Origin of the sequence: Octadecabacter dasysiphoniae (assembly GCF_021532615.1) — a bacterium.
Taxonomy (GTDB): domain Bacteria; phylum Pseudomonadota; class Alphaproteobacteria; order Rhodobacterales; family Rhodobacteraceae; genus Octadecabacter; species Octadecabacter dasysiphoniae.
Genome location: NZ_JAKGAQ010000004.1, coordinates 141,797 through 154,379, shown reverse-complemented (window position 1 = coordinate 154,379; position 12,583 = coordinate 141,797). Strand labels below are relative to the sequence as shown.

9 protein-coding genes are annotated in these 12,583 nt (G+C 58.2%); 3 read left to right on the top strand and 6 right to left on the bottom strand.

The window, feature by feature from the left end; genetic code table 11:
* The first annotated feature begins 26 nt into the window (after positions 1-26).
* Positions 27-797, top strand: a complete 771-nt coding sequence (truA, locus tag L0664_RS15115; protein WP_235226731.1) for a tRNA pseudouridine(38-40) synthase TruA — start codon at positions 27-29, stop codon at positions 795-797.
* Here the strand turns inward: truA and L0664_RS15110 are convergent.
* From L0664_RS15110 to L0664_RS15100, 3 genes are all read right to left on the bottom strand, one after another.
* Positions 794-1,288 carry a DUF3726 domain-containing protein gene (locus tag L0664_RS15110; protein WP_235226730.1) on the bottom strand — a complete coding sequence of 165 codons (495 nt, stop codon included), beginning with the start codon at positions 1,286-1,288 and terminating at the stop codon, positions 794-796. The two genes, truA and L0664_RS15110, sit on opposite strands and share 4 nt — an antisense overlap.
* The gene (locus tag L0664_RS15105; protein ID WP_235226729.1) at positions 1,285-2,931 is read right to left on the bottom strand and encodes a hypothetical protein; all 1,647 of its coding nucleotides are present in this window, start codon (positions 2,929-2,931) and stop codon (positions 1,285-1,287) included. The genes L0664_RS15110 and L0664_RS15105 overlap by 4 nt, the downstream gene beginning before the upstream one ends.
* A 129-nt stretch (positions 2,932-3,060) precedes the next feature.
* Positions 3,061-4,038 carry a membrane dipeptidase gene (locus L0664_RS15100; RefSeq protein ID WP_235226728.1) on the bottom strand — a complete coding sequence of 326 codons (978 nt, stop codon included), beginning with the start codon at positions 4,036-4,038 and terminating at the stop codon, positions 3,061-3,063.
* A gap of 147 nt (positions 4,039-4,185) precedes the next feature.
* On the opposite strand from L0664_RS15100, the gene L0664_RS15095 reads away from it, so the two are divergent.
* Both L0664_RS15095 and L0664_RS15090 read left to right on the top strand, forming a co-directional pair.
* Positions 4,186-5,967: an autotransporter assembly complex protein TamA gene (locus L0664_RS15095; RefSeq protein WP_235226727.1), complete on the top strand. Its 1,782-nt coding sequence runs from the start codon at positions 4,186-4,188 to the stop codon at positions 5,965-5,967.
* A complete protein-coding gene (locus L0664_RS15090; protein ID WP_235226726.1) occupies positions 5,967-9,719 on the top strand; it encodes a translocation/assembly module TamB domain-containing protein in 3,753 nt (1,250 codons plus the stop codon). Before L0664_RS15095 ends, L0664_RS15090 begins: the two co-directional genes overlap by 1 nt.
* Here L0664_RS15090 and L0664_RS15085 read toward each other — a convergent pair.
* Genes L0664_RS15085 through L0664_RS15075 form a run of 3 tightly spaced genes read right to left on the bottom strand, consistent with a single transcriptional unit; the run spans position 9,716 to position 12,583 of the window.
* The gene (locus L0664_RS15085) at positions 9,716-10,699 is read right to left on the bottom strand and encodes an oligopeptide/dipeptide ABC transporter ATP-binding protein (protein ID WP_235226725.1); all 984 of its coding nucleotides are present in this window, start codon (positions 10,697-10,699) and stop codon (positions 9,716-9,718) included. The two genes, L0664_RS15090 and L0664_RS15085, sit on opposite strands and share 4 nt — an antisense overlap.
* The gene (locus L0664_RS15080; RefSeq protein ID WP_235226724.1) at positions 10,692-11,660 is read right to left on the bottom strand and encodes an oligopeptide/dipeptide ABC transporter ATP-binding protein; all 969 of its coding nucleotides are present in this window, start codon (positions 11,658-11,660) and stop codon (positions 10,692-10,694) included. The genes L0664_RS15085 and L0664_RS15080 overlap by 8 nt, the downstream gene beginning before the upstream one ends.
* Positions 11,660-12,583, bottom strand: a complete 924-nt coding sequence (locus tag L0664_RS15075; protein WP_235226723.1) for an ABC transporter permease subunit — start codon at positions 12,581-12,583, stop codon at positions 11,660-11,662. Before L0664_RS15075 ends, L0664_RS15080 begins: the two co-directional genes overlap by 1 nt.

Below are 12,583 nucleotides of genomic sequence, written 5' to 3'. Positions count from 1 at the left end.
CCGATCCAGCCGCCTAAGCCGCTGATATGCCCCGCTATGCCCTCAAAATTGAATACGACGGTAAACCGTTCAGCGGCTGGCAGCGCCAGAAAGACGTACCGTCCGTGCAAGCCGCGATTGAGGCCGCTTTAGCAAAACTTGAACGGCGCGACCATTCTATTGCTGCCGCAGGGCGCACCGACGCCGGTGTGCACGGTTTGGGGCAAGTGGCCCATTGCGACATGGACAAAACGTGGAATCCGTTCCGCCTGTCTGAGGCGTTGAATTTTCACCTTAAACCTGCACCGGTGGCGGTGGTGGCCTGTGCGCAAGTCGCTGACGACTGGCACGCGCGGTTTTCAGCGCTTGAACGCCGCTATCTGTTTCGATTGGTGGTACGCCGTGCGCCTCTGGTTCTTGAGGCTGGAAAAGTATGGCAAATCAGCCAGATGCTGGACGGTGATGCGATGCAGGCAGGCGCGGACAGATTGTTAGGGCGGCATGATTTCACGACATTCCGATCATCCATCTGTCAGGCTGATAGCCCGTTGCGGACATTGGATGAACTGCGCGTTGAGACCGTTGATCGGGCCGATGGCGCGCAAGAATTCCGGTTTCACGTCCGCGCGCGATCCTTTCTGCACAACCAAGTGCGCAGTTTTGTCGGCACGTTAGAACGGGTCGGCGCAGGCGCATGGTCACCCGACGACGTGACAACAGCGCTTGAGGCCAGGGACCGTGCAGCGTGTGGGCCCGTGTGCCCGCCGCAAGGTTTGTATTTGGCACATGTCGGGTATCCGACCGATCCGTTTGCCTAATCGTTATCGGTAAGCCCCGCCCCTGCCCCCGCCGCACGGGACGCATCAGTTTCCGGCACGAGGAGTTTTGCAGCCATTTCGGAAAGGTGTTTCGCGAGGTCCGGCTGCACGCTGCGGCGGCCTTGTTTCATGCTCATGTCCGGCGAACTGTCTTCGAATTTCTCAAAAACCGCGCCCGTTGCAGTGGCATTCCAGATCAGCCGTTTTTGCCAACATCTTTGCGCAGCGGCGACGTAAGCTTGGATCAAACCTGCGTCGGCCCCTACGGTTTGGGGGGCGTCACCAGCCATGACGAAATCGAGTGCCGTCTGGATTGCAATTGCATCTGGCCGCGCACCCGAACACGGGCAACGCGTAAGGCTTTCGAGATCCAAGTACTGCGTTGCGGTGGCCAAATCCTCGGCATAGCCGAGCGGCAAACCACCGCCGCGGGCAGCTTTGAAGACAAGGGTTTCAACCTCGTTTGATGACATGGTTTTGGGATCGTTCATGCCGCAAAGGTGGGCAGCCACCAATCATCTGCATTGTCCAATTCATCACGCAACGGCGCACCCTGACACAGGGTGATGCGCGTCCAGCGGTCTGATTTGGGGTCAAACTTCGCCGCCCCGAAGAACGAAAGCTTACACCGCAGCATATCAATCGGCAGACAGTCCTGACCAATCAAGTTGTCCCGAATTTCGGAATATGGCGCTGCGATCAGGGATTGAACACGGCGCACGGCTGCGCGGTGATGCGGGTTGGCTGCAAGAAATGCCGCAACGGTGCCGGTTTTTGGCAAATCCGCCGCCAAATCTGCAACGCGGCGGGCGATATCAAGGGGGCTTTCAAGCTCCGCACCCGGTTCGGCATGGCGCAACCCAAGGCGCGGTTCGGCCTTGGCTTCGGACACATACCAAAATTGATGGCAGGCCTTGGGATCGGCGTAGTCACACAACGCCCATGCCCAATCCCGCGCCAAAGCGTCCCCAAGCTCCACGCATGTCATGGCGGGGTTCAGGGTAGCGGTTTGATCTGTCGCCATTGCGTCAGCCAGATCATCAACAAGTGCGCCAAAGGGTTCGATCATCAAGGCCGCAAGGCATTCTTGCGTATCAATCCCGCAGGTTTCTGCAGCCGACCAAAGCTGATCCAACGGATAGCCACCTGACATTAATTCAGGGGTCATGATCGCGGTAAGCCCGGGCCATTCTTGCCGGATCTGGTCGATCCGGCCTTGCCCGATTTTATCCGGCACATTCCATTCCGCGATATGTTGCGCCGCGCGCGACATCAGATTGTACAGGTGTTCGATCTGATCCACCCTTAGAAACTCGACCGCCCGTACCCGCGCAAGGGCCGTTTCGCGGGCCGTGATCCACGCGTTCAGCAACAAAGGGTGGGACACCAGAAACGGGGCCATTCCCAGACCCGTCGAATTTCCAATTCCAAGGTGGCGTTTGAGGTGCGGATCAAGGAGTGCTTGGCCGACGTGTTCAACAAGGTCGTGGGTAAATCCGCGGATCAACCAAACGGTCAGCATTTCAGCCATAAACGGCCCGCCGAGGCCAGGGCGATCTGCAAAAACATCACGATCCGCGATCCCGAACTTTCCGTTACCGTAGACCGCCGTGGTGCGCATCAGATATCCGGTTTGCTGCACCAGATCGGCGTCCGGTTGGCGGCCCGCCCGCAGCGCATCCACGGCATGTGCAAACAAGCGCACGGATTTGTTGGCACGGCTGAGAACAAGATCACTCTCTGTGTATCGCGATGCTTCCTGGTGGGGTGCGGTGGCCACAATTCGTGCAATTTCTTGCGTATCGGGCACCCCGTCGTAAAGAACATAGGCACTGTCCCAGGCGGTCGCGATCACTCGGTCTGTGCGTTGATCAGGGGGCAAATCTGTCGACACCGCGACAAGGGAATAAACATGCCCCCCCAAGGTGATCGAATAGACCGCATGCCCAAATCCGTTTTCACACATGTTCCAAACAGGCCGCGTGACCTGCGAATTTTCGCCCGCCAATCTGCGAAGCAACACGCGCAAGAACGACAAACGCGTGGGAAACGACGCCCCCATGCGCCGCAATCGCATCACGTCTGACGGCGCGCGCAGGGGCATCATTGCCGGAGCTGATTGATCATCCAACATGGTGCCACCTTGCCAGAGACCATCACACCCGCAAAGTATAAAACCACCAAACAAGGGCCCAAAACCGACGGTTCAAACAGGTGCCCGCTAAAATATCGCGGGTGGCGCAGCCACGCCTTTGGGTTACGTTTAAACAGGTCCAAAATTTTCCGAATAAAAGCGGTGCCAGTTGTCGCCCATAATCCCGTCGACTTCGGTTGCGGACAAACCCACGGCAGACAATCCTTCACGAATATTACCAAAATCGCGGTTGTCATTGAACCAGCTTGGCATGTCAGGAAAACCCGGCGCATCGGCGGACCCTTCGCCGTAATCAATGGCCTTTGACCAACGCCCAACGCGCATCCATTCGACGACACTGTCGGGTTGATCTTGGCACAGGTCTGTCCCAATCCCGAGGTTCTCTGCGCCGTACCGCGATGCTGCCTCTGCCACCATTTCGCAGAAATCTGCCAATGTGCACTGAGTGCCGTCCTTCAGATGGTGCGGATACACCGAAAAACCCATCATCCCGCCCCGCGCGGCCAGTGCTGACAGCACATCATGCCCGAAATTGCGCCGTGCCGGATGCCACCAACTTGGGTTGGCATGGGTGATCGCGATGGGCCGCGCTGACGCATCTATGGCCTCGAGCGTGGATCGATCGCCCGAATGGCTCATATCGACAACCAGCCCCACGCGGTTCATTTCAGCGACCGCCTGCTTGCCAAATCGCGTCAGGCCGGTGTCGTCGTCCTCATAACACCCCGTCGCAAGCAAGGATTGGTTGTTATAGGTCAATTGCATGAACCGCACGCCAAGTTGATGCACGATTTCAATCAATCCGATGTCGTCTTCGATTGGGCTAGGGTTCTGAAACCCAAAGAAAATCGCGGTGCGCCCCGTGGCGCGTGCCGTTTCAACATCCGCAGCCGTTGTCCCCCGCATGATCAAGTCCGGGAACTGTTCGAACCGGCGGTTCCACGCCTCAAGTTCAAGCACCATTTCGCGAAAGTTTTCGTGATAGGTGATCGTCACATGGACGGCGTCCACGCCACCAGCGCGCATCTGGCGAAAGATGGTTTCAGACCAGTTGGCGTACTGCAAATTATCGATCAAATATGTCATAGCGGCACCCTGCCCGTCTGCGTGCGAAAACGCCAGCGTCGGTGTGCGAAAAAGTGATCGGCAACAGAGCGCTGATGGCCCCTTTCGCGTTTCGCCCGCGCCGTCACTGCGATAGAGTGGGCGAAACACAAATCAGGTACGAGTGACATGCGCAGATTGGGAACGGCACTGGCGCTGAGCGCATTGATTTTTCCGCTCGGGTTGACGGCACAAAACGTGCAGTTGAACGCGCCTGATGCCTCCGAAAGTTTACGCACGGCCCTGACGGCAGCATCACTTACATTATCTTTGGCCGAAGACGGGGCAGATGCGCCGCAAGACTACGTTGCCGCCGCACGTGCAGATTACAGTCGCTTGCTGACGGGGCTATATTCCGAGGGCTTTTACGGCGGTACGATTTCAATATTGGTGGACGGCGTAGAAGCATCGCGCCTGGACCCATTGGTGCCGCGCGGGTCGGTCAATTCTGTCGTTCTATCGGTCACACCGGGCCCAAGGTTCACCTTTGGGCGCGCCGAAATCGAACCGTTGGCCCGTGGCACGGCCCTGCCCGAGGCATTTGCGACAGGGCAAACGGCGCGCTCTGGTGTGGTTGGGGATGCAAGTGCTGCTGCGGTGGATGCATGGCGCAACGAAGGCCGCCCCTTGGCCGCACCTGCTGGTCAATCCATCACCGCGCGTCATCCCGACGAAGCGCTGGATGTGTCCGTGATTATCGATCCGGGCCCTGAGCTGAAATTCGGCACAGTGTCCGTTGAGGGCAATGAAGCCGTGCGCACGAACCGTGTTCTCGCCATCGCGGGAATTCCCAGTGGCCAATTTGACCCCGCAATGATTGATCGCGCCGAGGACAATTTGCGACGCACTGGGGCGTTCACGTCTGCCACTGTGATTGAGGGCGATGCGGCAGACGGTGACACACTGCCAGTTACCTTGTCGGTGGTTGAACAAACGCCCCGCCGCGTCGGCATTGGCGCTGAATTTTCATCCGTGTCCGGCCTGACGTTGTCGGGCTTTTGGATGCACCGCAATCTTTTGGGTGGCGCAGAGCGGTTGCGCGTTGAAGGCGAAGTAACAGGCCTGTCGGGCGGCACAGGCGGAATTGACTACACCCTCGGCGTGTCGTTTTTGCGCCCCGCAACCTTTCGACAGGACGTCGATTTTTATACCGAAGCCACGATTTCGCAGCTTGATGAACCGTCTTTCTTTGAACGCGATGTCAGTGTTGAGGTTGGCATCATCCGGCGCCTGCGCGACGATGTGATCCTTGAATACGGCGTTGGCTTTGCAACAGGTGAGGCGACGGACGCGCTCGGAACGCGGACGTACAGCCTGTTCAGCCTACCCATTGCGGGCACAATTGATCGGCGTGACGATGCGTTCGATGCAACCAGTGGGTACTACGCTAACCTTTCCATCGCACCATTTGTCGGGCTTAGCGATACAGGCAGTGGTGCGCGGGTCGTCGGTGACGCCCGTGTCTATCGCAGCTTTGGTGAGGACGACCGCGTGACGTTGGCGGCGCGCGGGCAAATAGGGTCGGTTATCGGGGCGGATGCGTCTGAGGTTCCGTCGAGCTACTTGTTCTTTTCCGGCGGCGGCGGAACCGTTCGCGGACAAGCCTATCAATCGCTGGCCGTGGATTTGGGCGGTGGCAATGAAATTGGCGGCACGGCGTTCTTTGCCACCCAACTAGAGGCGCGCGTGGACATCAACGATACATTCGGCGTCGTTGGTTTCTATGATGCCGGTTTTGTCGGATCTGACAGCGTGCCGTTTTCTGACGGCGAATGGCATTCCGGTGCCGGCATCGGTGTGCGCTACAACACAGGCATCGGGCCGATCCGCCTTGACCTTGCGACCCCCGTGAGCGGCGATGACGCTGGTCAATCGCTCGAGGTTTACATCGGCATTGGTCAGGCATTCTGATGCGCTGGTTTTTCACCATTCTTTGCGTGATCTGGGCTGGGACGGCTGTTGCCCAATCAACAGAAGACGACCGCGATTTTATCACCGGCTTGATCGAGGATTCGATCTCGAATGAGGATATGGTCGTTCGTCTGATCAATTTTCAGGGCGCGCTGAGTTCAGAGGCCACGGCGGATGCCATTACAATTGCCGACAGTGACGGCATCTGGTTGCAACTGGATGGGCTTACCATCCAATGGAACCGATCCGCGCTGTTGTCAGGCCGCGTCGAGGTTGATGCCCTGACGGCTGACAGGATTGAACTGATCCGCCTGCCAACGCCCGCCAACGATCCGGCCCTGCCCAGCGCCGAGGCGACGCCATTCACTCTGCCAGAACTGCCGGTCTCCGTTGAAATCAAGGATGTCTCAGCGGATGAAATCGTGTTGACCGAGGCCTTGCTGGGTGAACCGATCACAGCGCGATTTGAAGGGGCGGTTTCGCTGATCGACGGGGCGGCGAACACCAATATCCTTCTTGAACGGACGGATCAGAAACAGGGACGGTTCGACATTGATGCGTCCTACACAGAAGTGTCGCGGCAACTGGCGTTGTTCCTGTTGGCCGAAGAAGGCCAAAATGGAATCGCCGCGCGTCTTCTGAACCTGCCAGATCGTCCCGCCGTGCGGTTAGAGGTGTCTGGCGACGCACCACTGGACGATTTCATGGGTGATATCGCGTTGGCAACGGATGACATTGATCGGATCACAGGCACCGTTCGGTTGTCGCGGCCATCGGGCACCATCGATCAGGCTTTCGCGCTTGATCTAACGGGTGATCTGCGCCCCATGCTGGCGTCACAATATGATACGTTTTTTGGTGAAAACACTGTCCTCAAGGTAGAAGGCACGTCTTTTGGTCTCGGTGGGCTGCGTTTGTCCAACCTGATCGTTGGCGCTGATCAATTGGTGTTGCGCGGGTCTGCCGCGTTTGACGCACAAGGCTGGCCCGAGGCGATTGATCTGCGCGGGCAGCTTGGATCCGGTGGCGCAAACCGTGTGCTGCTGCCCATCGGCGGCACCCCGACCGAAGTCAGCGGGATGTCACTGAATGTCCAATATGATGCGGCGGACGGGGATGCGTGGACAGGGGCATTTGACGTAACATCGCTTGGCCGCGACGGTCTGTCGATGGACGCCGTCGCAATTTCGGGGGGCGGTATCATCGTTCCCGGCGCTGGCGGGTCGCAGGGCCGCTTTTCCGCTGATCTGAATTACGCCGCACGGGGTTTGGGGTTGGATGATCCGGCGCTGTCACAGGCCATCGGGCGCAACATCGAAGGGACAATCGGGTTCGGGCGCGTCGAAGAAGAACCTTTTATCGTTCGCGACTTTACGCTCAATGGTGCTGGCCTGATGGCCCAGGGCAATGCGGTTATTCAAGGGCCTGATGGCCGTTTTCAAACCACCGCCGAACTGACCATTGATGCAGAGGACTTCACGCGGTTTGCTGCGTTGACGGGGCTTGATCTGACGGGATCGGGCCTTGTGCGGATGCGCGGAGAGCTACAGCCGTTCGATGGTATTTTTGATGTCTTCTTGGCCGCCCGCACAACTGACCTCGCGCTTGGCATCGCTCAGATTGATCCTGTTTTGGCGGGCGACGCCGTGGTGTCCCTGCGCGTTGATCGCGATACAACGGGAACACGGCTTCGGCGGGTGCGGCTTGCCAGCGGTGCAGTGATCGCAGAAGGCAGCGGACAAATCGTCGGCCAAACCGCGCAGGCCACATTCAACGCAGAGCTCAATAACCTCAACATTCTGGCGCCGTCATTGTCTGGCCCCGCTATTCTGAATGCTGATGTCGAAACCGACCCGCAAGGCAACGTAACGCTCACCACCGAGCTCAGCGCTCCGAATGCCACAGCAACCGTGCAGGGTGTCGCATCCCCGCTGGAGGGCGGATACGTTTTGCGCGGGGACGGCGCGATCAACATCGATGAATTGCGCGCCTACAGCGATTTGGTCGGGCAGCAGATTGGCGGTGGCGTGTCGGTCGATCTGGACGGCACGTTCACGACGACAACCGGTGTGATGGATGCCGATGTCACAGCCCGCACCCGCGATTTGCAGGCAGGGGGCGTTGCGATCAATCGTATTCTGGCAGGTCTGGGCCGCATGAGCGCCAACGTCAGCCTTTCGCAAGCAGGCCGCCTGCGCCTTGATGCACTGGATGTCGTGTTTCCAAATCTGACGGCATCCGGCGCGGTGGCAACATCCGGCAATGACACAACCGCAAACCTGTCGGTGCGTTTGCGCGATGTGGCGCTCCTCGTTTCTGATTTTTCGGGGCCGTTGGTTGCAGATGTTTCAGCACGTCAGGACGCCGCGGGTTGGCAGGTCTCGGGCGAGGCTAACGGCCCTGTTCAGACCGTCGCGCGCGCCACAGGCCGCGTGTCCAATTCGGGGGAACTGGACATGTCGGTCACAGGCTCTGTTCCCCTTGCGCTTGCAAATCTTTACATCGCGCCGCGCCAGGTGCGCGGGCTGGCAAACTTCGATTTATCCGTTCAAGGGCCACCGGCACTGAACTCGATACGGGGACCGATCCGTATCAGCGATGCGCGTTTGTCCGCGCCGACACTTCAACAATCGCTTGAGGATATAAGCGGCACCATCACAATGGCAGGTGGTACCGCACGGATTGATGTCGCGGCGGCCAGTACGGCAGGTGGCAATCTGACCCTGTCGGGGCCCGTGGATTTAAATCCGCCCTTTCGCGGTGATCTGACTGTGGCGATCAACGATATCGTGCTGCGCGATCCTACGTTGTATCGCGCGGCGGCACGGGGGCAGGTCGTCGTGTCCGGTCCTCTTGCGGGTGGGGCGTCCATCACTGGAAACATTGATCTGCGGGACGTCGAAGTGCAGGTGCCATCTACGGGCGTCAGCGCTTTGGGCAGCCTGCCTGCCGTCACCCATCTTGGCATTCCGACCCGTGTGGCTGAAACACTTGCACGGGCAGACGTGGGTATATCACCAAGTGCATCGGGTGAAGCAGCGGCCGCGGGGCCCGCCTACCCGATTGATTTAAATGTGCGCGCACCGTCGCGTATTTTCGTACGTGGCCGCGGCCTTGATGCTGAACTTGGCGGGCAACTGCGCCTGACGGGAACCACAAACGACATTGTCCCGATCGGGCGATTTGACCTTGTGCGCGGCCGCCTGAGCATTCTTGGACAACGCTTTGATCTGGACGAAGGATATGCCCAGCTTCAGGGTGATTTCATTCCGTTCTTGCGCCTTGTCGCAACATCCGAAACCCGCACTGGGACGGTTGTCAGCATCATTGTCGAAGGCCCTGCCGATGATATTGAAGTCCGTTTTGAATCCTCACCCGAATTGCCACAAGACGAGGTCCTTGCGCAGCTTTTGTTCGGGCGCGATCTGTCATCCATCAGCCCCTTGCAGGCCGTTCAATTGGCGTCCGCTGTCGCGACGCTTGCGGGGTCCGGCGATGGTGGGGTGGTGAACCGGCTGCGCGAAGGCCTTGATCTGGATGATCTGGATTTTGTAACGGATGACGACGGAAATGCCGCCGTGCGCGCGGGCAAGTACATTTCAGACAGGGTCTACACCGACATTACCGTCGGCACGAGCGGCACGTCAGAAATCAACCTTAACATTGATATTGATCGCAACTTTACCGCCCGTGGGTCGGTGGCGTCAGACGGTGAAACCAGCGTCGGTATTTTCTTTGAGCGCGACTACTAGCCATGAAACGGACAGGCGGCCATCTGTTCGGACGCGCTGATTTCCATTGCCGGACGGTTGCCCGCGCACACGTCTTGTACTTTTGGGCAGCGCGTACGGAACACACAACCTGACGGCGGGGCCAACGGGCTTGGCAAATCCCCATCCAGAACGGGGCGCGTGCGGGCGCGTTCGGCCTTGGGATCAGGGATTGGTACAGACGCAATCAGCGCTTGGGTGTAGGGATGGGTTGGCATGGCGGTAACGGCCTTGGCTGGGCCAATTTCCATTGGGCGGCCCAAATACATCACGACGATCCGGTCAGAGATATGTTTGACCACCGACAGATCATGCGCGATGAAAATCATCGACAGCCCCATGTCCTTTTGGATGTCTTTCAGCAGGTTCACCACTTGGGCCTGCACCGACACGTCCAGCGCAGAAACAGGTTCATCGCAGATCATCAATTTTGGTTTCAGGATCAAGGCGCGGGCAATGCCGATACGCTGACACTGGCCACCGGAAAATTCATGCGGGTAACGGTTGATCAGGTTGGGCAGCAACCCGACCCGTTCCATCAATTCCCCAACGCGGGCTTTCACCTGTTTGCGCGGGGTGTGTGGTTCATGGGTCACCAGTGGTTCGGCGATGATATCGCCCACCGTCATGCGCGGGTTCAGCGCGGCGAGAGGATCTTGAAACACCATTTGAACGTCGCGGCGGTGTTTGCGGCGTTCTTGCGCACCCATTTTCATCAGGCTTTGGCCCTTATACAGGATATCGCCGGACGTCACTGGAATGGTCCCGATGATCGCGCGGGCCAGCGTGGATTTGCCAGATCCAGATTCCCCGACAAGGCCCAGCGTTTCGCCCGGTTGCAAATCAAAACTGAGCTTTGACACCGCGTGTAATTTCAACGGGGGCGTCCACGGCCATGCGTTTTGTAGTTTCACATCAAAGACAACAGACAGGTCGCGCACGGACAGGATGGGGTCAGACATTGGCCACCTCCGCACGGTCAGCGTGGCAGGCGCGTTTGCGACCCCCGTCAAATTGCAATGCCGGTTTCACGACAGCGCATTGATCTTTTACGATGTCGCACCGCGGCATGAACGGGCACCCTTTGGGCAGGTTTGACATATCGGGCGGCTCACCTGCGATGGTCAGTAATTCATCATCATCGCGGTCAATGCGTGGAACGGCGCGCAACAAACCTTTGGTGTAGGGGTGGCTGGGGTGTTCGAACAGGCCTTCGGTGTCGCCCTGTTCCATAATCTGGCCGCCGTACATGACCAAGGTTTTGTCACACGATCCCGCGACAATACCAAGGTCGTGGGTGATCAGGATCATAGCTGTGCCGAATTCATCGCGGATAGCGGCCAGAAGTTCCATAATTTGCGCCTGAACAGTGACATCAAGCGCGGTGGTCGGTTCGTCCGCAATCAAAAGACGCGGGCGGCAGAGCAGCGCCATGGCTATCATGATCCGCTGGCGCATACCGCCGGAAAATTCGTGCGGATACATGGTGATACGCGCCTTGGCGTCGGGAATACGTACGGCGTCCAACATATGCGCCGCCTCGGCCACGGCGGCCCTTTTGGACATGCCTTTGTGCAGTTGCAACACCTCGGCCATTTGATCCGACACCCGTAGGTAGGGATTCAGCGACGTCATCGGATCCTGAAAAATCATGGCAATCTGCTGCGCGCGCATCTTGTTGAGCTGTTTGGGCGAAAGCCCCAGCATGTCAGTGCCATCAAAGGCCACTTTCCCGGTTGAGGCCCCGTTCTTGGCCAACAGTCCCATGATCGCAAACGCCGTCTGGCTTTTGCCTGACCCGCTTTCGCCAACGATCGCCAGCGTTTCCTTTTCGTCCACACTGAACGACATGCCATTTACTGCGTTCACAGGGCCATCATTGGTGCGAAACGTCACCGTAAGATCAGATACATCCAGCAGCATTATCGGTCCTTTGGATCAAGCGAATCGCGCAGCCCGTCCCCCACAAAAAAGAACGCAAACAGCGTCACGAGGAAAAAAGCGAGCGGGTAAAGCAACATCCAAAGCGTGCCGTTTGACATCTGGTTTGCGCCAGCATTGATCAGTGCACCAAGGGATGTGTTGGGTTCCTGAACGCCTAGGCCAAGGTAGCTGATGAAGCTTTCAAAGATGATCATTTGAGGCACCAGAAGGGTTGCGTAAACAATGACAATCCCAAGCAGATTAGGAATGATGTGACGCAGAACGATGGTGAATGGCGACACGCCGGTCGCCACCGCGGCCTCAACGAATTCCTTGTTCTTGATGGTCAGCGTTTGGCCCCGCGCAATGCGTGACATATCCAACCACGAAATCAGGCCGATACCGATAAACAGCATCAGAATAGACCGCCCGAAAATGACCAACATCAGGATCAGCACGAACATGAACGGGATCGACATCAAGATATCGACAATGCGCATCATGGTCCCGTCCGTGCGCCCCCCGACATAGCCGGCGGTCGCCCCGTACAGCGTACCAACAATCACGGCGACCAGCGAACCCACGATGCCAACCAGCAACGAAATTCCTGTGCCTTGCACGGTGCGCGCAAACAGATCGCGCCCGTCGATGTCGGTGCCGAAATAGTGACCGGAGGAGAAGGACGGAACCCCCTGATACGCGTTCGCCCCCATGAGGGAAAAATCGACGAAATCCGCTTCGTATTTGGCGAAGTAGCTGCCGAACACCGCAAATAATGTAATAGCGATCAGCACAAACAAACCCGCAACTGCGGCCTTGTTGCGAAAAAACCTGCGGCGCGCGTCTTCCCAAAGGGATCGGCCACGCACGTCGGCCAGCGCAGCCGTGTCGTTCAGCAGTTTGGCATCAGATTGTGAAATCAT